Source organism: Pseudomonas sp. WS 5071 (assembly GCF_012985765.1).
GTDB classification, from domain to species: domain Bacteria; phylum Pseudomonadota; class Gammaproteobacteria; order Pseudomonadales; family Pseudomonadaceae; genus Aquipseudomonas; species Aquipseudomonas lundensis_A.
Genome location: NZ_JAAQWY010000002.1, coordinates 147,145 through 166,512, shown reverse-complemented (window position 1 = coordinate 166,512; position 19,368 = coordinate 147,145). Strand labels below are relative to the sequence as shown.

The 19,368-nt window shown below is 57.6% G+C and carries 21 protein-coding genes; 12 read left to right on the top strand and 9 right to left on the bottom strand.

What is annotated here, in order from left to right:
- Positions 1–16: 16 nt before the first annotated feature.
- The 4 genes from aqpZ to HBN61_RS01975 form a co-directional block, all read right to left on the bottom strand.
- Positions 17–718, bottom strand: coding sequence for an aquaporin Z (aqpZ, locus tag HBN61_RS01990; protein WP_094992342.1), 702 nt, complete (start codon positions 716–718; stop codon positions 17–19).
- A gap of 201 nt (positions 719–919) precedes the next feature.
- The gene (locus HBN61_RS01985) at positions 920–2,752 is read right to left on the bottom strand and encodes an ABC transporter ATP-binding protein (RefSeq protein ID WP_169963571.1); all 1,833 of its coding nucleotides are present in this window, start codon (positions 2,750–2,752) and stop codon (positions 920–922) included.
- A gap of 170 nt (positions 2,753–2,922) precedes the next feature.
- Entirely contained in the window at positions 2,923–3,486 is a 564-nt protein-coding gene (locus tag HBN61_RS01980) for a peptidylprolyl isomerase (protein ID WP_094992340.1), read from the bottom strand.
- A gap of 111 nt (positions 3,487–3,597) precedes the next feature.
- On the bottom strand, positions 3,598–4,521 hold the full coding sequence (locus HBN61_RS01975) for a PA3225 family LysR-type transcriptional regulator (protein WP_170046055.1): 924 nt from the start codon (positions 4,519–4,521) through the stop codon (positions 3,598–3,600).
- Positions 4,522–4,727: 206 nt separating this feature from the next.
- Here HBN61_RS01975 and HBN61_RS01970 point away from each other — a divergent pair, with 206 nt between their 5' ends.
- The 3 genes from HBN61_RS01970 (at position 4,728) to HBN61_RS01960 (ending at position 7,014) form a co-directional block, all read left to right on the top strand.
- Positions 4,728–5,327 (top strand): FMN-dependent NADH-azoreductase, encoded by a 600-nt coding sequence (locus HBN61_RS01970; protein ID WP_170046054.1) that lies wholly within the window; start codon positions 4,728–4,730, stop codon positions 5,325–5,327.
- A 215-nt stretch (positions 5,328–5,542) separates the two neighbouring features.
- On the top strand, positions 5,543–6,403 hold the full coding sequence (locus tag HBN61_RS01965; RefSeq protein WP_170046053.1) for a carboxylate/amino acid/amine transporter: 861 nt from the start codon (positions 5,543–5,545) through the stop codon (positions 6,401–6,403).
- Between the two features lie 38 nt (positions 6,404–6,441).
- The gene (locus HBN61_RS01960; RefSeq protein ID WP_170046052.1) at positions 6,442–7,014 is read left to right on the top strand and encodes an RBBP9/YdeN family alpha/beta hydrolase; all 573 of its coding nucleotides are present in this window, start codon (positions 6,442–6,444) and stop codon (positions 7,012–7,014) included.
- A gap of 58 nt (positions 7,015–7,072) precedes the next feature.
- On the opposite strand, the gene HBN61_RS01955 is transcribed toward HBN61_RS01960, so the two are convergent.
- A complete protein-coding gene (locus HBN61_RS01955) occupies positions 7,073–8,371 on the bottom strand; it encodes a mechanosensitive ion channel family protein (protein ID WP_094992335.1) in 1,299 nt (432 codons plus the stop codon).
- A 192-nt stretch (positions 8,372–8,563) separates the two neighbouring features.
- Here HBN61_RS01955 and HBN61_RS01950 point away from each other — a divergent pair, with 192 nt between their 5' ends.
- Positions 8,564–9,910 carry a DEAD/DEAH box helicase gene (locus HBN61_RS01950; protein WP_094992391.1) on the top strand — a complete coding sequence of 449 codons (1,347 nt, stop codon included), beginning with the start codon at positions 8,564–8,566 and terminating at the stop codon, positions 9,908–9,910.
- A 136-nt stretch (positions 9,911–10,046) separates the two neighbouring features.
- Complete coding sequence (locus HBN61_RS01945) at positions 10,047–10,439, top strand: transcriptional regulator (protein ID WP_094992334.1); 393 nt, start codon at positions 10,047–10,049, stop codon at positions 10,437–10,439.
- Positions 10,440–10,462: 23 nt separating this feature from the next.
- On the opposite strand, the gene HBN61_RS01940 is transcribed toward HBN61_RS01945, so the two are convergent.
- Positions 10,463–11,185 carry a TorF family putative porin gene (locus tag HBN61_RS01940; RefSeq protein ID WP_170046051.1) on the bottom strand — a complete coding sequence of 241 codons (723 nt, stop codon included), beginning with the start codon at positions 11,183–11,185 and terminating at the stop codon, positions 10,463–10,465.
- A gap of 180 nt (positions 11,186–11,365) precedes the next feature.
- The gene (locus HBN61_RS01935) at positions 11,366–11,545 is read right to left on the bottom strand and encodes a PFL_1563 family small protein (protein ID WP_019410559.1); all 180 of its coding nucleotides are present in this window, start codon (positions 11,543–11,545) and stop codon (positions 11,366–11,368) included.
- A gap of 345 nt (positions 11,546–11,890) precedes the next feature.
- Between HBN61_RS01935 and HBN61_RS01930 the strand changes: the two genes are divergently transcribed.
- The 5 genes from HBN61_RS01930 (at position 11,891) to HBN61_RS01915 (ending at position 15,344) form a co-directional block, all read left to right on the top strand.
- Positions 11,891–12,727, top strand: a complete 837-nt coding sequence (locus tag HBN61_RS01930) for a CvfB family protein (protein ID WP_094992332.1) — start codon at positions 11,891–11,893, stop codon at positions 12,725–12,727.
- Positions 12,728–12,752: 25 nt separating this feature from the next.
- Complete coding sequence (locus tag HBN61_RS01925; protein WP_094992331.1) at positions 12,753–13,157, top strand: DUF2177 family protein; 405 nt, start codon at positions 12,753–12,755, stop codon at positions 13,155–13,157.
- A 47-nt stretch (positions 13,158–13,204) separates the two neighbouring features.
- On the top strand, positions 13,205–14,134 hold the full coding sequence (locus tag HBN61_RS01920) for a DMT family transporter (protein ID WP_170046050.1): 930 nt from the start codon (positions 13,205–13,207) through the stop codon (positions 14,132–14,134).
- Positions 14,135–14,340: 206 nt separating this feature from the next.
- Entirely contained in the window at positions 14,341–14,466 is a 126-nt protein-coding gene (locus HBN61_RS22555; RefSeq protein WP_262373483.1) for a PA1414 family protein, read from the top strand.
- Between the two features lie 275 nt (positions 14,467–14,741).
- Positions 14,742–15,344, top strand: a complete 603-nt coding sequence (locus HBN61_RS01915) for a tRNA-uridine aminocarboxypropyltransferase (RefSeq protein WP_169963565.1) — start codon at positions 14,742–14,744, stop codon at positions 15,342–15,344.
- A 32-nt stretch (positions 15,345–15,376) separates the two neighbouring features.
- Here the strand turns inward: HBN61_RS01915 and HBN61_RS01910 are convergent, their stop codons facing one another.
- Both HBN61_RS01910 and HBN61_RS01905 read right to left on the bottom strand, forming a co-directional pair.
- The gene (locus tag HBN61_RS01910; protein ID WP_169963563.1) at positions 15,377–15,775 is read right to left on the bottom strand and encodes a DUF454 family protein; all 399 of its coding nucleotides are present in this window, start codon (positions 15,773–15,775) and stop codon (positions 15,377–15,379) included.
- A gap of 7 nt (positions 15,776–15,782) precedes the next feature.
- Positions 15,783–16,370 (bottom strand): UPF0149 family protein, encoded by a 588-nt coding sequence (locus HBN61_RS01905; RefSeq protein WP_094992328.1) that lies wholly within the window; start codon positions 16,368–16,370, stop codon positions 15,783–15,785.
- 272 nt (positions 16,371–16,642) lie between these two features.
- Here HBN61_RS01905 and recQ point away from each other — a divergent pair, with 272 nt between their 5' ends.
- Together recQ and HBN61_RS01895 are read left to right on the top strand one after the other, a co-directional pair.
- Complete coding sequence (recQ, locus tag HBN61_RS01900; protein WP_094992327.1) at positions 16,643–18,772, top strand: DNA helicase RecQ; 2,130 nt, start codon at positions 16,643–16,645, stop codon at positions 18,770–18,772.
- Positions 18,773–18,889: 117 nt separating this feature from the next.
- Entirely contained in the window at positions 18,890–19,324 is a 435-nt protein-coding gene (locus tag HBN61_RS01895) for a MarR family transcriptional regulator (protein ID WP_094992326.1), read from the top strand.
- Positions 19,325–19,368: the final 44 nt, after the last annotated feature.

Here is a 19,368-nt window from a genome sequence, read left to right as displayed (position 1 = left end):
CACGCCTCGTTGCGCGTCAGTGGTGTTCCTTGCCCAGCCATCGGTAGGTCAGCCCGCCGATGGCCGCGCCCACCAGTGGCACCAGCCAGAACATCCACAGTTGTTGAATCGCCCAGCCTCCCACAATCAGCGCCGGTCCCGTGCTTCGGGCGGGGTTGACTGAGGTGTTGGTCACGGGAATCGAGATCAGGTGGATAAGGGTGAGCGCCAGCCCGATGGCAATCGGCGCCAGCCCGGCCGGTGCCCGTTTATCCGTGGCGCCCATGATGATCAGAATGAACATGCTGCTCATCACCAGTTCGCACACCAGCCCTGCGGTCATGGAATAACCCCCCGGCGAGTGCTCGCCATAGCCATTGGCAGCCAGCCCGCTGACGGCCAGGTCGAACCCGGGTTTACCGCTGGCGATGAAATACAGCACGCTGGCGGCAATGATCCCGCCCACAACTTGAGCCCCGATGTAGGCGGGCAGTTCTTTGGCCGGGAAGCGTCCGCCTACCCATAAGCCGAACGACACGGCGGGATTGAGGTGACACCCGGAAATATGGCCGATAGCGAAAGCCATCGTTAGCACCGTCAAACCAAAGGCCAGCGCGACCCCGAGCAATCCGATGCCGACATCAGGGAAAGCAGCGGCCAGTACCGCGCTGCCACACCCGCCGAGGACTAACCAGAAAGTGCCGATCAACTCTGTGATGGAGCGTTTGAACAGGTTCATGTCAGGGTCCTGGATAGATGGCTTGATCTATCAGTGATCACTGGGCGCATCCTGCATGTTTAACGACAGAATTCCTCCGAATCCTTTATTCATTACAGCAGTCGGCAACGGATTTTCCATTGCCCATAAAAAAGCCAGAGCCCTTTAAAACCGGGCCCTGGCGATGTGTTTCAGGGGGTTTACATGCGGTGTTTTTTTGGATCAGTCGATACCGACAAAGCCACCCGTTTGATGTTGCCACAGACGTGCATATAAACCGCCATGGGCGAGCAATTCGGCATGGGTGCCGCTTTCTGCGATACGGCCTTTTTCCAGTACCACCAACCGGTCCATGCGGGCGATGGTGGACAGCCGGTGGGCAATGGCGATCACGGTTTTGCCTTGCATAAGGGTTTCGAGGCTTTCCTGAATCGCCGCTTCAACCTCAGAGTCGAGCGCTGAGGTGGCTTCGTCCATGATCAGGATCGGCGCATTTTTAAGCAGCACCCGTGCAATCGCAATGCGCTGGCGCTGCCCACCCGACAATTTGACCCCGCGTTCGCCCACATGGGCGTCAAAACCGGTGCGGCCCTGTGCGTCGGACAGCAGCGGGATGAACTCATCGGCCCTCGCTTTGTGCACGGCGGCCCACAATTCTTCGTCGCTGGCGTCCGGCTTGCCATACAGCAAATTGTCGCGGATCGAGCGGTGCAGCAACGAGGTGTCTTGAGTGATCATGCCGATTTGTTCGCGCAGGCTTTCCTGCGTCACCTCGGCAATGTTCTGATCGTCGATCAGGATGCGGCCGCCTTGCAGGTCATACAGCCGCAGCAACAAGTTGACCAGCGTCGATTTACCCGCGCCTGATGGGCCGATCAGGCCGATTTTTTCTCCGGGTTTGATGGTCAGGTTCAGGTCGCTGATGATCCCGCTGCGTTTACCGTAGTGGAAATCCACGTGCTCGAAACGCACTTCGCCACGGGTCACGCTGAGGCGGGGGGCGTTTTCGCGGTCAGTGACCGCCACCGGCTGGGCAATGGTTTGCAGGCCATCCTGGACCATGCCGATGTTCTCGAAGATGCCATTGACCACCCACATGATCCAGCCGGACATGTTGACGATACGAATCACCAGGCCCGTGGCCAGGGCGATGGCGCCGACGCTGATCAGCGACTGGCTCCACAGCCACAAGGCCAGGCCGCTGGTGCTGACAATCAACAGGCCGTTCATGCTGGTGATAGTGACGTCCATGCTGGTCACGACACGGCTGGCCAACTGGGTTTTTTCAGTTTGCTCAATGATGGCTTCGCGGGCGTACTGCTGCTCGTAATGGGTATGGGCAAATAACTTGAGGGTGGTGATGTTGGTGTAGCCATCGACGATGCGGCCCATCAGTTTGGAGCGCGCATCGGAGGACACCACGGAGCGTTCCTTGACCCTCGGCACGAAGTAATAGAGTGCACCGATATACAGCACGATCCAGGTCAGCAGCGGAATCATCAGGCGCCAGTCCGCCTCGGCAAACAGCACCAGCGAACTGATGGCGTAGATCAGCACGTGCCACAGGGCATCGACGGCCTGCACAGCTGAGTCGCGCAACGAGTTGCCGGTTTGCATGATGCGCTGGGCGATGCGCCCGGCGAAGTCGTTCTGGAAGAAATTCAGGCTCTGCCTGAGCACATAGTTATGGTTCTGCCAGCGGATCATGCTGGTCATGCTGGGGCTCAGGGTTTGGTGGACGAGCAAATCGTGCAGGCCGAAAAAGACCGGGCGAATGATCAGCGCCACCACGGCCATCCAAATCAGCTCGGCACTGTGGACCCTGAAAAAGTCAGTGTTGGGCGTGCCTTGAGCCAAGTCGATCAAGGTACTCAGGTAACTGAACAGGGAAACTTCAATCAGCGCTGCCACCAGCCCGACCACCAGCAATGCGGCAAAAATTGGCCAGACCTGACGCAAGTAATACAGATAAAACGCCCAGACCGTCGCGGGTGGCGCAGAGGTGGGCGGTTCGCGGAAGATATCGATCAGTTTTTCAAAACGGCGATAAAGCATGGGCACTGACGCCCGCAGCGCGGGCTCTCCTTTCGTGGTGTGACCGCTGACCCGATGACTGCGCGGCGATTGAAGAGTGCGAGCCGCTCAAGCAGCGTTGGCAGCGCGCACGCTTGGGCAGCGGCTACGTTCAAGGGCAGCGGTCTACGCTTCCTGCAAGACTCAATCCGTCAGTCAATGCGCTTGGCAGACTTAATCAGGACCGGGTCGATGGGCACGTTTTGCATGCCTTGTTTGGTAGTGGTTTGCGAATTGACGATTTGGTCCACAACGTCCATGCCATTGACCACCTTGGCGAACACGGCGTAGCCGGCATCACGGCCCGGGTCGAGGAATGCATTGTCGGCCACGTTAATAAAGAACTGGCTGGTGGCGGAGTTCGGGTTGGAAGTGCGTGCCATCGACAACGTGCCACGTACGTTGTGAAGGCCGTTGGAGGCTTCGTTCTTGATGGGGTCGCGGGTCGGCTTTTGCACCATTTGCGCTGTAAAACCGCCGCCTTGCACCATAAAGCCCGGGATCACGCGGTGGAAAATGGTGTTGTTGTAGAAACCATTGTCGACGTAATCCAGGAAGTTCTTGCTGCTAATCGGGGCCTTGACCGGGTCCAGCTCAATCTCGATCTGGCCAAAACTGGTATCCAGCAGCACGTGGGGAGCCTTTGGAGGTGTGCCCGCCATCAGGTTGGCGGCAAACAGCAGGGCGCCAGCGGCGAGGACAATTTTTTTAAGCATGGGTGTGATCCTGAAATAGTGGGGGTGACGGTTAAGTGTCACGCAGACACACAAGCAGATGTCGCGAGTGGTGGACAGGATATGCCCGAATCCGGTTCCTGCCCACCGCTGTCACGCTTGCAGGGGCGCTGCAAACGGTGCGTCCAGCGGGGCCGTGTCGAAGGTGCGTAATAGCTCGACAAGAATTTGCGTGGCAGGCCCCAAGGGTTTGTCTTTGTTGGAGTACAGATAAAACACCGGGTGACGTGTGCCGCCTTGATGAAGTGGCAACGGTTTAAGCACGCCTTCGTTGATTTCCCGTTCAATCATGTGCCGCGGCAGCCAGGCAAACCCCAGCCCACTGCCGACAAAGGCTGCAGCGGTGGCCAGGCTGCCGACGGTCCAGCGCTGCTCTGCACCCAGCCAGCCCATGTCACGGGGTTGCTGGCGGCCAGAGTCGCGAATGACCACTTGCAGCTGGCTCTCCAGGTCCTGGAATTGCAACTCACGCTGCAGGCGATGCAATGGATGGTCGGGGTGGGCCACGGCGACAAACTCCACAGCGCTAAGCTCGGTGCCCAGATAACCCGGAATGTTGAAGCTGCTGATGGCCAGATCGGCCACGCCTTCGAGCAACACTTCTTCAACGCCGGACAGCACTTCTTCGCGCAATCGCACCCGGCAGCCTCGGCTCTGCGGCATAAATGCAGTCAAGGCGCGGACCAAACGTGCGTTGGGGTAGGCAGCATCGACAACCAGGCGTACCTCAGCTTCCCAGCCTTGCTCCATGTGATGGGCCAGGTCTTCGAGCTGGCTGGCCTGTTTGACCAGTTGCCGGGAGCGGCGCAACAACACGCTGCCAGCCTCAGTGAGCACAGCCTTGCGCCCATCGATGCGCAGCAGCGGCACGCCGAGCTGATCCTGCATGCGGGCCACGGTGTAACTGACGGACGATTGCGAGCGGTGCAGCACTTCGGCAGCTTGGGCAAAGCCGCCATGGTCGACCACCGCTTGCAGGGTGCGCCATTGATCAAGGGTCACGCGGGGCGCTTTCACGATGAGTACCTCTGAAAATGAATAGATGAAGGCGGAGGTAGCCGCTTTGGGTCAAGAGAAGTGGGGCTGATGTTCGCACCGACACAACGATTAATAAACAACTTTATAGATAGGTTGTAGCAGGTATTTGCGCTTTTTCATCGAAGCTGTGCCCTATAACCTTCACTTCATCGCCTTACAGCATTTAGAGATGGAGCCTACCTATCATGTCCCGTGTTTTGATCATCGAAAGCAGTGCCCGCCAGCAGGATTCCTTTTCCCGTCAACTGACCCGGCAATTCATTAGCCAATGGCAAGCGGCGCATCCGGCTGACCAGATCACGGTCCGCGATGTGGCACGCAACCCCGTACCGCACCTGGATGCCAACCTGCTGGGTGGCTGGATGAAGCCTGAAGACCAGCGCAGCGAGGCGGAGCACGCCGCGTTGCAGCGCTCCAACGAACTGACCGATCAGTTGCTGGCTGCCGATGTGCTGGTCATGGCAGCACCGATGTACAACTTCGCGATCCCCAGCACGCTCAAGGCCTGGCTGGATCACGTATTGCGCGCCGGCGTGACGTTCAAATACACCGAAACCGGGCCACAGGGTTTGCTGACGGGCAAAAAAGCATACGTGCTGACGGCGCGGGGCGGCCTATATGCGGGTAGCACCACGGACCATCAAGAACCCTACCTGCGTCAGGTGATGGCGTTTATCGGGATTCACGATGTGACCTTTATCCACGCAGAAGGTATGAATCTGGGTGGGGACTTCCAGGAAAAGGGATTGAACCAAGCCAGATCCCTGATTTCAGAGATTGCATGACGTCTTAATCGGCAGGTAATCGCCCGTTGGCTTAATCGCTTCATTGCTCCTTCAAGCATGCGGTTCGCGCATCGAACCTCCCTTTGCACTTTGCTTCTGAGTGCTCCAGCCCGATCAGCTTTTAGCTGTATCGGGTTTTTTTTGCCCGGGATTTCGTTGCCGGTGGAAAACCGCTAAGGTCGCGCTCATTCCGTTGGGCGGCAGGCGAAAGAGTTATGGGCTATTTATTGATTGTTACGCTGATTCAGGCGTTTTCCTTCAGCCTGATTGGCGAGTACCTGGCAGGTCACGTTGACAGTTACTTCGCCGTTCTGGTGCGGGTCGTGCTGGCGGGGCTGGTGTTTATCCCGCTAACTCGCTGGCGCGCGGTTGAGCCGGGTTTCATGCGCGGCATGCTGCTGATCGGCGCATTGCAATTTGGCATTACCTACGTGTGCCTGTATTTGAGTTTTCGCGTCCTCGCCGTGCCGGAAGTGCTGCTGTTTACCATCTTGACGCCGCTGCACGTGACGCTGATTGAGGACGCGCTCAACCGTCGTTTCAACCCGTGGGCACTGGTCGCGGCGGTGGTGGCCGTGAGCGGTGCGGCAGTCATTCGTTTTGACAGCATTAGCCCGGACTTTTTCAAAGGCTTCCTGCTGCTGCAACTGGCCAACTTTACCTACGCTGCCGGGCAGGTGATGTACAAGCACCTGGTGGCGCGCTACCCCAGCGACCTGCCGCACTATCGGCGTTTCGGATATTTCTACCTGGGCGCACTGGCCGTGGTGCTGCCGGCTTTCCTGCTGTTCGGTAAAGCCCATTTCTTGCCCGACGCGCCATTGCAATGGGGGGTGCTGCTGTTTTTAGGGTTGGTATCGACCGCGCTGGGCATGTACTGGTGGAACAAGGGCGCCTGTCTGGTCAGCGGGGGCACGCTGGCCGTGATGAACAACCTGCACGTGCCGGTGGGCTTGTTGCTTAACCTGTTGATCTGGAATCAGCACGAGCCGCTGGGGCGGCTGTTCTTGGGCGCGTTGGTGATACTCGTCGCCGTGTGGCTCAGTCGCCTCGACCGCAGGCCAGTGAGCAGCTAAGGTCACGGGGACTATCCAGCATCCAGAGGAGAGCAGGGATGACCGTCAGAGTGTTGATATTGCCCGGGTTACTTGATTCAGGTCCCGATCATTGGCAATCCCGTTGGGAGCAGCGTTTCAGCGGCTTGAAACGCGTTAAACAGAGCGACTGGCAGACGCCATCTTGCGCCGATTGGGTGCAGAAATTGCACAAAGAGGTGACGAAGAATAATCGCCCTGTGGCCCTGGTGGCGCACAGCCTGGCCTGTACCTTGATTGCCCTGTGGGCACAGGAATACCCGGAAGCGGCAAAGCGGGTGAGGGGGGCGTTGCTGGTGGCGCCCAGTGATACTGAAGCTGAGAGTTATCCGTCAGGCACACAGGGTTTCACCCCCATGCCTTTGAACCCGCTGCCGTTTCAGTCCATCACGGTCGCCAGCACTGACGATCCCTACGTCACACTTGAGCGGGCAAGGGTTTTTAGCGAGGCGTGGGGCAGTACAAAGCTGCAAATACTCGACAGCGCGGGGCACATCAATGCGCAAAGCGGTTTGGGACATTGGCCGCTTGGGATTAGCCTGTTGTTTGACCTGACGGGAGACCAGCAATTCCATACCGCTGCCGGTCACTGAGTAATACGGCCAATGCAGGAGCGCCAGGCGGCAGCTCCTGCTCTTCAGATCATGCGTTTCAGTCGTCAGCGTTGGCCGCTTCAGGCACCACCAATGGTGTTTTGATCTTGTTCAGCAGCCCGTTGCGCAAGTCATTGCCGCTCGGTTGCTGATAAACGCTGAGGCCGAACTCCGGCATCACCGACAGCAAGTAGTCAAAAATGTCGCCCTGGATTTGCTCGTATTCGTCCCACACCGTGGTGCGGGTAAAGCAGTACACCTCCAGCGGCACGCCCTGAGCGGTGGTCTGCATCTGGCGCACCATGCAGGTCATGTTCGGCTGAATCTCGGCATGGCTTTTCAGGTACGCCAGCGCGTAGGCGCGGAACGTACCGATGTTGGTCATGCGCCGACGGTTGGCCGACAACGCGGCAACGTTGCCCTGGGCTTCGTTCCAGCTCTTGAGTTCGGCTTTTTTGCGCGTCAGGTAATCGCGCAACAAGCGCACTTGCTCCAGCCGCTCTTCTTGTTCATCGGTGAGAAAGCCGATTTCGGCCGCATCAATAAACAAGCTGCGTTTGATCCGGCGTCCACCGGACTGCTGCATGCCGCGCCAGTTTTTAAACGACTCGGACATCAGGCGCCAAGTCGGAATCGAGACGATGGTTTTGTCAAAGTTTTGCACCTTGACCGTATGCAGGGTGATGTCGATGACATCGCCGTCGGCGCCTACTTGCGGCATTTCGATCCAGTCGCCTACGCGTAGCAGGTCATTACTGGTCAACTGCACACTGGCGACGAACGACAGCAGGGTATCTTTGTAGACCAGCAAAATGACCGCAGACATCGCGCCCAGGCCCGAGAGCAGCAGCATGGGTGAGCGGTCGATCAGGGTGGCGACGATGATGATTGCCGAAAACACATACAGCAGCATTTTGGTGAGCTGCACATAGCCTTTGATCGGGCGGGTTTTGGCGTAGTTGGTACGCGAGTAGATATCCAGCATCGCGTCCAGCAGTGCGCTGATGACCCGTGTCAGCACGAAAATGGTAATGGCCAGCGCCAGGTTGCCGAGGAAGTGGCGACCGTTGTCGCTCATGTCCGGCACCAGGTTGCGCCCGAACTGCACCATCAGTGACGGCGTCAGTTGCGCCAGGCGGTGGAACACCTTGTGCTCGCGCAAGTCGTTGATCCAGTGCAGCGCCGGTTGGCGGGCGAGGATCTTGGTCACTCGTAAAATAACAATGCGTGCAATGTGGCCTGCGATCAGCGCGATGCTCACCAGCACGATCAGGCCGAGCAGCGCCGACAGCCAGGGATGATCGTCAAGGTTGGCCCAGAGCGTCTGGAATTGAACCCAGAGTTGTTGAATATCCATAAGCGAAAACGTTACCCCAAAAGTAAATGGCGCGTGAATTAGAGCATTTACTGGCGCTTTAGGGGCTGACGTAGGACTAAAGACCTTAAAAAAGCAGTTGTTTCGCGCCGTTTGTACAAAGAAACTCGGCCTCAGCGCTCGAAACCGTTACTCTATGCCGCTGATTTTTTGCATTTCTTCGAGGTAGCACCCGTGTTTTCCGATTTCGCCCTGCACGAACGCCTGCTTAAAGCTGTGGCCGAGCTTAAATTTGTCGAGCCTACGCCTGTGCAAGCAGCGGCCATTCCGCTCGCGCTCGAAGGGCGTGACCTGCGGGTGACAGCTCAGACCGGGAGTGGCAAAACCGCCGCTTTCGTCCTGCCGATCCTGAACCGCCTGATCGGCCCGGCCAAAATCCGCGTGAGCATCAAAGCGCTGATCCTGCTGCCGACCCGCGAGCTGGCACAGCAAACGCTGAAAGAAGTGGAGCGTTTCTCGCAATTCACGTTCATCAAATCCGGCCTGATCACCGGTGGTGAAGACTTCAAGGTTCAGGCCGCCATGCTGCGCAAGGTGCCGGATATCCTGATCGGCACGCCGGGCCGTCTGCTGGAGCAACTGAACGCGGGCAACCTGGACCTCAAGGAAGTTGAAGTGCTGGTGCTCGACGAAGCCGACCGTATGCTCGACATGGGGTTCTCCGAAGACGTTCAGCGTCTGGTGGATGAATGCCCTAACCGCCAGCAGACCATGTTGTTCTCGGCCACCACCGGTGGTTCGGGCCTGCGTGAAATGATTGGCAAGGTACTGACCAATCCTGAGCACTTGCAGCTCAACCAGGTCAGCCAGCTGAATGCCACCACGCGTCAGCAGATCATCACTGCCGACCACAACCAGCATAAAGAGCAGATCGTTAACTGGTTGCTGGCGAACGAGACTTATCAAAAGGCCATTATTTTCACCAATACCCGTGCCATGGCTGACCGTATTTACGGCCGTCTGGTGGCGCAGGAGTACAAGGCGTTTGTCTTGCACGGTGAGAAAGACCAGAAAGACCGCAAGCTGGCCATTGACCGCCTGAAGCAGGGTGGCGTGAAAATTCTGGTGGCGACCGATGTCGCAGCCCGTGGTCTGGACGTTGAAGGCCTGGACCTGGTGATCAACTTCGACATGCCGCGCAGTGGCGACGAGTACGTGCACCGTATCGGTCGCACCGGCCGTGCGGGTAATGATGGCCTGGCGATCTCGCTGATCTGCCACGGTGACTGGAACTTGATGTCCAGCATCGAGCGCTACCTCAAGCAAACCTTTGAGCGCCGCACCATCAAGGAAGTCAAAGGCACGTACGGCGGTCCGAAAAAGGTCAAGGCTTCGGGCAAGGCGGTCGGCGTGAAAAAGAAAAAGACGGATGCCAAAGGCGACAAGAAGAAGTCAGGCGCCAAGGCTCCTACCAAGCGCAAGATTGCCAATCGCCCCAAAACTGACGCTCTGTCGCTGGTCAGCAAGGACGGTATGGCGCCGCTCAAGCGTCGCAAGCCAGAAGCACCGGCAGCGGAATAACGCGCCCGCGTGCTCTGCCAAAACCCGGCTCAGGCCGGGTTTTTTTTGCCCGCTAAACTGCGTATGAACGACTGCGAGGTTTGTCAGTCACTACTTAGGAAGGCTCTTTTATCCAACCGTACGGAGAGTGAAGCTGATGAATATTTACAACTGGCCCCTGATTGAATGTCTTTTGCACAAGGCTCAAAACGGTGCTGGCGAGCCGTTTACCCCGCGTGTGTACGCTGAAGAGCTCGCCGTTACCATGAGCAACAGGGGCGACCCTGTGGGTAACCTTGATGAGTTCAAAGTGCTGGCCACGGATTACGAAGCCATGTTGTTAAAGCAGGGTTACATCGAGCCGCGTCGTGAAAGCGAAGGCGGAACGGGTGAAAACTATGAGCTGACAGAGCGTGGGTCTCGCTTGCTAAGCCTGATCGACAGCTCAATACCGGGCGACAGCCATCCGTTAGAGGTGCTGGATGCGCAACAGGATCCGCTCGATCCGCAGACCTTTGATGCGCTGACTGCGCAGCCGCAAATTGCTTGAATGACGCTGCGGTAGTTGCAGGATCAGTAAAACGCGCGCTCGGCCTTGAAGGTGACCAGTCCGTCACATTGCGCGTTTTGCCCCGAATAGGCTGAGCATTGCGTGCCATCAAGGTTTGAGTCGCTGTAGATCAGATTCAGATCAATGCCCATGAACGGGCGTGAGAATTTGATCGACCAGTCATTGAAGGTGCGCACACTCCCGCCCTCGGCAATCGAGACCGGCGAGCTGAGCTGGTGCGTGGTGTATTTCATGCTTACGCCAATGCCCAAGGGCTGGTTGACACCCAAATCTGCAAACAGGGTGGTGTCCTTTCGGTCCGGGTCGTTGCTGAAGGCCGCGCCGAAGCGGGTGCCCAGAATGGTCAGCCCGGCATAGAACTGTTGGCTGTCGAGCGGGCTGAGCTTGGGGTAGCTGTAGTGAATCATTCCCATCTCATAGCTCAAGGTCTGGTCGAAGGGGTGTTTGTAGCCCAGATAAGAGTCGATTTCGAGGTTCGTGCCAGGCTTGATGCCCATGGTGGGCGCCCATTGGCCGACGTACCAGCCGCTGTCGTGGGTCAGGTCAAGGCCGCCGTGGAAGGTTGAACCCGCGCTGGTGGGTTTGACCAGGCCCTGTGCCATGCTGCGGCTGGGTTGAGTGGCCAGTTTGAGGTCGAAATCCCCCAGCTCGCGGGAGAAGACGTGTGCATCAACTAACGTGCTGGTCAACAGGGTGCCGGCCAGCATCAATGCCCGGGTGAGCATGGTTCCCTCCTGTATAGGCTCAAAGGCTTGATCTAGAGGCCTTAGAGGATACGGATGAATGCCGGGCACAGGGTGCCGTTGGTCGATTACTCGACGATGGGAGGCGGATCGGGGAGTAGGGCTCGGTAGTCCTAGCGCTTTGTAGGCAAAGCGCAAGAGGACCAGGTCATGCGAGGGGTATTACTTTTTGCCGAGCGTGATTTGCTTGGACGGGCCGAAAGTTTGACCGCTGACACCTTTATCAATTTGCTGAATTTCGCCACCGGATTTCAGGAAGGCGGCAATTTGTGCATTGATAGAATCACTGGTTTCAACAGCAGGAGCTGGCTTTGCTTTGCTGGCGGATGCTTTTACACGCATGGCGGCTATTGACCTGTAGAAAATAACTTGGCCAGCGATAATACCTGAAAGGCTTGACAATTGCTTGTTAAATATCGGCGTAAAATAATTAACGCGTGCGAACATAAGTATGTTGAACCGCTTATTACTCCGCTAACTCGCTGTTTTAATTCATAACGGCGGGCGTTTTTTTAGCCTTTTGCTACTGCCTTTCAGCGCCGGCGGACTGACGAGCGGCACTTGGTAGCGCCCGCGCATGCCGCCAAATCAGGCGTGGCGCAGATTTTTTAAGGCCGCGACCTTGCGGCTTCGATCTGCCCGCCCAAACTCGGGTAGAATGCCGCCCACGTAATGAGGGTATTGGACATGGCTTTAATCGGTCGCTACAACAGTTTGCAAGTGGTTAAACACACTCACTTTGGTTTGTATCTCGATGGCGGGGCTGACGGGGAAATCCTGTTGCCCAATCGTTATATTCCCAAGGATATTCCCAGTGAAGATGAAGATTGGCTCAACGTATTTGTTTATTTGGACAGTGACGACAAGTTAATTGCCACCACTGAAAAACCAAAAGTTCAGGTCGGTGAATTCGCCAGTCTTAAAGTGGTTGAAGTTAATAGCATCGGTGTTTTCCTGGATTGGGGTTTGCCCAAGGATTTGCTGCTGCCGTATTCGGAAGAAAAGCGCCAGATGAAGGCGGGCGAATACGTGGTGGTGCACGTCTATCTGGACAAACATACGCGCCGCATTACGGCCACTGCGCGTCTGGACCGTTACCTGGATAAAACCCCGGCCACCTATCAAGTGGGGCAGGAAGTCGACTTGCTGGTGGCTGAAGCCACTGACATGGGTTTCAAGGCGGTGATCAACAACAAGCATTGGGGCCTGATTCACAAGAATGAAATCTTCAAGTTCATGCGCGCAGGCAAGCAAGAGAAAGGCTTCATCAAAGAAATTCGGGCAGATGGCAAGATCAGCCTGAGCTTGCAGCCGGTCGGCCAAGAGGCCGCCAGCAGCCTGAACTCGAAGATCCTCGGCAAATTGCGCGAAAATGATGGGGTGCTCCCGGTGAGCGATAAAAGCGCCCCTGAGTTGATCAGCAGCCTCTTTGGTGTGAGCAAGGGCAACTTCAAAAAAGCCATCGGTTCGTTGTACAAGGAAGGCAAGATTACGATCCACCCGGACCGTATCGAATTGATCTGATCCACCAGCCAAGAGGGTTGTCGAGATGAGGAAAAGTGTTTGGGCGTACATCGGCGTATTACTGGCTTTCCTGATTCTCGACGGCCTGTGGTTGGGCGTGCTCATGAGCTCTACCTATAAAGAGCTGTTCGGCCCCTTGATGCTGGCCTCCCCCAACTGGGGGCCGGCGGCTGTGTTCTATTTGCTGTATGTGGTGGGCGTGGTGTTTTTTGTCGTGCGCCCGGCGTTGGCCCACGGCAGTGCGCGCAGGGCGGCGGTCACCGGCGCCTTCTTTGGCCTGATCGCCTACGGCACCTATGACATGACCAACTGGGCCACCCTCAATGGCTGGTCGGCGCAACTGGCGCTAATGGACATGGCATGGGGCACTTTGCTGACATGCCTGGCCTCGCTTTCAGGTTATTGGACTGCCCGTAAAATGGCTGCGTGACAGACGTGCGTGACCGACGCGTTCTTTGATGGACCCAGGGTGTTGATATGAATGTTTCGCGGCGGCCGACGGATGCGTTTGCACTGCAAGTGATGGTGGGTCTTTGCCTGATCTGGGGCGTGCAGCAAGTGGTGATCAAGACGGCGGCCCCGGACATCGCGCCGGTCATGCAGGCGGCAGGGCGTTCCGGGATTTCAGCGTTGCTGGTGGGCTTGCTGATCTGCTGGAGAGGTGGCTGGGACCAAGTACCGGCTACGTGGCGCGGTGGCTTGCTGGCTGGCAGTCTGTTCGGTCTGGAGTTCTTCTTTATTGCCGAAGGTCTGCAACTGACCAGTGCCGCGCATATGTCGGTCTTCCTTTACACAGCCCCCATTTTTACTGCCCTTGGCGTCAACTGGCTGTTGCCCAGTGAGCGCTTGCGACCGTTGCAGTGGCTGGGGATCTTTCTCGCGTTCCTCGGCATCGTGTTTGCCTTCGCGGGCGGCGTGTCGTTGGCCGACATGGATCGCAACATGCTGTTGGGCGATGCCTACGGGATTTTCGCCGGCATGGCCTGGGGCGCGACGACGGTAGTGGTGCGTGGCTCGCGATTGTCTGAAGCACCGGTCACCCTGACCCTGTTTTACCAATTGATGGTCGGTTTTATTGGGTTGCTGGTGATCGCGGCAGCCAGTGGCCAGATCAGTCATGTCAGCCTGACCACCGTGGCGGTGGCCAGCGTGCTGTTTCAAGGGTTAGTGGTGTCGTTTTTCAGTTATCTGGTGTGGTTCTGGATGCTCAAGCGTTATCTGGCGTCCAACCTGGCGGTGTTCTCGTTCATGACCCCGCTGTTCGGCGTGACCTTTGGCGTGCTGGTGCTCGACGAGCCGCTGAGTTTCAACTTTGTCGTCGGTGCCGTCCTCGTGCTGTTCGGCATCACATTCGTAAGTGCAGAGCAATGGTTGCGGCGGCGTCTACGCACGCTGTTGGGCCATTGAGCGCGTGCAACGCCGGGTCTAGGGTAAGAGGCTGCAACATGGCGTAATGCCTTCAGTGCAACTTGCTGCATTGGCATGAGTCAGAGTTGTGCGAGATTAGCCTAAAGTTCATTGACTTCTGGCAAGCATTGCGTAGGACTTAGGACTATTATCTGTACGAAGCGACCAAAGATTAAGGGTCGCCGTCGTCACCCCAAGGGGGATCTATGAAAGATAAACTGCAAAGCTGGCTGCATGACTTGGGCGTAGCGCTGGGCCTGATTGAGCCGCCGCTGCAACCTGTACCAATTCCGGTCGAGGAACCGCGTCGTCGCCCGCAACGCCGCCGCTAGGTTCTCACCTGCAGGAGTTGGCTGTCATGAAAAAACGGGTACGACTTGCGTCGTCGCACCCGCTGAATAACGCATTGAGTCAAACAAAAGCCCTTATGCCGTGCGGGTCACCGGGGCAAGTCGCCACGCCATCAGGCTGATCCGTGCGTCATTCACCCCGATAACGCCGAGGTGTAGTTGATCGGTCTCTTGACATACAGCCCCTCCTTGAACATAAACCCCCTCGCTGTAATCAAGCTCAGATTCTTGCTGCAAATTTGAAGAGTTTTTGATCCATGTCTCGTGCCCAATGCCCACTCTGCTTACGCCCTCAATCCCACTGTTTATGTGAACTGATCCCCCGGTTGGATAGCCGCACCCGAGTGTTGGTGCTGCAGCATCCTAGCGAGGTCAACCATGCGCTCAATACGGCGCGTCTGGCTGCGCTGGGGCTGATAAATGCCGAGCTGCGGGTCGGAGAAACGTTTGATGATCTGGACGTGCTGCTTAACGCACCGGGGTATCAGGTGCGGTTGTTATTCCCGGGGGACGATGCACAGTTAATTGGGGCGCCATCCTCTTTAGAGGACAGTCGTCCATGGTTACTGGTGGTGCCGGACGGCACGTGGCGCAAGGCACGCAAGCTGCTGCACCTCAATCCGGGGTTGGCGCAACTGCCGCGCGTAACGCTGGCGCCGGGGGCTGTGTCGCGCTATCGCCTGCGCAAGGCACCGGGGCCGGGGGCTTTGTCTACGCTGGAAGCCATTGTGCAAACCCTGGACATTCTTGAAGCACCGACGTCTTTTGCGTCCCTGCTGCGCCCCTTTGAAGCCTTGATCGAGGGGCAGATTGCCGCGATGGGGCACGACACCTTCCAGCGTAACCATGGGCAGGCTTGAGTTGGAGGGCTCGACCAGAAGGTGAGGGAGAGTCAGGGCTTTTCGAGGGTTTTTTGACGCAGGATGTAAATGCTGACCAGCACTGCACTGGTCAACATGAAGCCGCGGGCCCAGGGGAGCGGCACCAGGTAGCACGACACGCCAATGCTCAACCACATCAAACCGATTGCATAGACTTTGCCTTTAAGCGGGATACCGTTGCCGTCCAGGTAATCGCGTATCCAGGGTCCCAGTCGCGGGTGATCCACCAGCCATTGATAAAAGCGCGGGGAGCTGCGAGCGAAACAGGCGGCGGCCAAAAGCAGAAACGGGGTGGTGGGCAAGACGGGGAGGAAGATACCGATAACCCCCAGCGCTACACTCAGCCAGCCGATGGCGAACAGTGTGTAGCGCAGCAACCGGGGCCGGTTGCCGGGTAAGGGGTTAGCCACTGATCACTCAGTGATGACGAGGTTTGAGAATCGCCGGTTTTTCATCAGGTGCCTGGCACAACAGGTACAGGGCGGTCAGCGCCTCGGGGATCTGAACGATCATGTCGTCCATCAGGTTGGCGTCCTTGGCGATGTCTTCGAACTCGGGTTGTTCGTCGAACAGGCCCGATCCGACCATGATCGGCAGGAGCATTTCGCTGACTTCGTCTTCAGCGGTTTCAAACCAGGCTTCTTCACGCATGAATACGCCTTCCATAAAGCCGATGCACCAGCCGCGCAGCTCGGAATCGTCCGGCTCATCACCCAGATCCAGGTCGCACGGCAGCTCGAACTCTTCGTCGGATGCCAGTTGGCGGGCGATGTGGGCCTTGAGTTGAATCAGTGTGGCTTCGATCTCTTCGCGCTGGGCGTCGTCTTTGTAATGCGGTGGCTCAGAGAAAACAGCGTCGATCCACTCGCGCTCAGGAACGTCTTCAGCGCAGATGGAAAGGGCGGTCAGAAAGCCGTGGGTGGCCACGTAGTCCAGCGCCTCGTCATGCAGATCGTCAGCGTCGAGGAAGACTTGCAGGCGGGTTAGTTGCTCAGCGAAGGACATTAGGACTACCTAGAAAATATACGATGCCGAATTCTAGGCTTTCTTGAGCCCGCAGGCCAGCCGCAGCACGCATTTGCCATCACTTCCCGGTGATCGGTCACGCAATCACAAGGCCCTGCGCAGTAGAGCGCTCGGGTATACTGCCGCGTTTTGTGATGCCCTGCGCTGTATGCAGTGCGTCCCGCGCTGTGTGCCCGGGCCTTTGAACGGGCCCGAGGCCGCGCCGGACGCCCCGCGTGCGCAGGGGTGTTTCAGCGATTTCTGGAGTTTCTATGCTCGAACAGGCTCAACGCGTACTCAAAGACATCTTCGGCTACGACAGTTTCCGTGGCCGTCAGGGTGACATCATTGAGCGCGTGGCCAGTGGCGGCGACGCGTTGGTGCTGATGCCGACCGGCGGCGGAAAATCCTTGTGCTTCCAGGTTCCGGCCTTGTTGCGTGACGGGTTGGCGGTGGTGGTCTCACCCTTGATCGCGCTGATGGACGACCAGGTCGCTACCCTGGAAGAACTCGGTGTGGCAGCAGCCTCACTGAATTCGACGCTGAGCGCTGAGCAGCAGCGTGATCTGGCCAATCGGATCAAGCGTGGCGAAGTAAAAATGCTTTACCTGGCGCCCGAACGACTGGTGCAGCCGCGCATGATGGCTTTTTTGCAGAGCCTCGATATTGCGCTGTTTGCCATTGACGAAGCCCATTGTGTGTCCCAATGGGGGCATGACTTCCGCCCGGAATACCTGCAGTTGGGCCAGTTGGCCGAAATGTTCCCCCAGGTGCCGCGCATCGCCCTGACCGCTACCGCCGATAAACGTACCCGCGAAGAAATCGTCACCCGGCTGCACCTGCAAGACGCTGAGCGTTTTCTGTCGAGTTTTGACCGCCCGAACATCTTTTACCGCATTGTGCCCAAAGAACAGCCGCGCAAGCAGCTGCTGGCGTTTCTTTCCGAACGGCGCAGCGATGCAGGCATTGTTTACTGTCTGTCGCGTAAAAAGGTGGATGAAGTCGCGCAGTTCCTCTGCGACCAAGGATTTCCGGCACTGCCGTACCACGCCGGTTTGCCCAGTGAGACCCGTGCTGCTAACCAGAAGCGCTTCCTGAACGAGGAAGGCCTGATCATGGTCGCGACCATCGCGTTCGGCATGGGCATCGACAAATCCAACGTGCGGTTTGTGGCGCATCTGGATTTGCCCAAGTCCCTTGAGGCGTACTACCAGGAAACCGGTCGTGCCGGTCGTGACGGTTTGCCGGCCGACGCGTGGATGGCTTATGGCCTGCAAGATGTGGTGATGCTCAAGCAAATGCTGCAAAACTCAGAGGGCGACGAGCGCCACAAGCGTCTTGAGCATCACAAGCTCGATGCCATGCTCGCCCTGTGTGAAGAAACGCGCTGCCGCCGTCAGACGCTGCTGGCCTACTTTGACGAAGACATGCCGCAACCTTGCGGGCATTGCGACAACTGTGTCGACGGTGTGCAAACCTGGGACGCCACCGAGCCGGCGCGCCAAGCGTTGTCGGCGATTTACCGCACCGGGCAGCGTTATGGCACCGGCCATTTGATCGACGTGCTGTTGGGCCGCGACAATGAAAAAGTCCGCAGTTTCGGGCATCAGCATTTGTCCGTTTTTGGCGTGGGCAAAGACCGTTCCGAAGGCGAGTGGCGCACCCTGTTCCGACAGTTGGTGGCCCGTGGTTTGGCTGATATTGATATCGAAGGCTACGGCGGCTTGCGCTTGAGCGACAGTTGCCGGCCATTGCTGCGCGGGGAGGTGACCCTTGAACTGCGTCGCGAACTCAAGCCGCAAACCACTGTGCGCAGCAGTTCTGCCAGCCCGGCCAGCCAGCTGGTGCGTGGCGAAGAGCGCGAACAATGGGAAGCACTGCGTGCACTGCGCCGCAAGCTGGCCGAAGAGCACGGCGTACCGCCTTACGTCATCTTCCCCGACTCAACCTTGCTGGAAATGCTGCGCAGCCAGCCCACCTCGTTGTCCGACATGGCCAAGGTCAGCGGCATTGGGGCGCGCAAACTGGAGCGTTACGGCGAAGCATTCCTCGAAGTACTGGGTGGGCAGGCCGAAACGCCGAAAGTGGTGGCCGATATTCGCCACGAGCTGATCAGCCTGGCCCGTGCAGGCATGACGCCGATGCAGATCGCCGGTCAGTTGCAGTGTTCTGAAAAGAATGTTTACACAATGCTGGCCGAAGCCATTGGTCGCCAGGAACTCTCGCTCGAGCAGGCGCTGGACCTGCCAGAAGCGCTCATGGAGGAAGTCCAGGACGCTTTCCTGGACGGTGAAGGCGAGCTGCCGAGCGTGGCCAGCATCGCTGAGCAATTCAAGGGCCGGGTACCCGAAGGTGTGCTGTATTGCGTGCGCGCAGCCTTGCAATCGGAGTTTGAAATTTAAATCAAACAGCGATATGTAACGTTTCAGTGACTTCAGGGTCTTGCCTATTAACAGGCTCCATGCTTAGCTGCCTAACAATTAGTTTCACTCTATTTCAGTCTAATCATTGAGTTTTTTATGCCTTTAACCGATCAACACCGTTTCGGTATGCAACTGGCCCAAATGTCTCGCGGTTGGCGTGCCGAACTGGATCGGCGCCTCGCGGGTCTGGGGTTGTCGCAGGCGCGCTGGCTGGTGCTGTTGCATCTGGCCCGTTTTGAAGGGGCGCCCACTCAGCGCGAGCTGGCTCAAAGCGTTGGTGTAGAAGGGCCAACGCTTGCCCGTTTGCTGGACAGCCTGGAAGCGCAGGGCCTGGTGCAGCGCCATGCTGTGATGGAAGACCGCCGGGCAAAAAAAATCGTTTTGAGTGAGACCGCTCGGCCCTTGATTGGCCAGATTGAAGCCATTGCTTCGGCCCTGCGCCAGGAGTTGTTTGTGGGCATTACCGAAGAAGAACAACAGATCTGCATGCGGGTGCACAAGCGGATCCTGGACAACCTCGAAAAAAATTGAGCAACCTCCTTTCCTGCAAGGGCCTGCGCCAGCCCTTGCAGTCC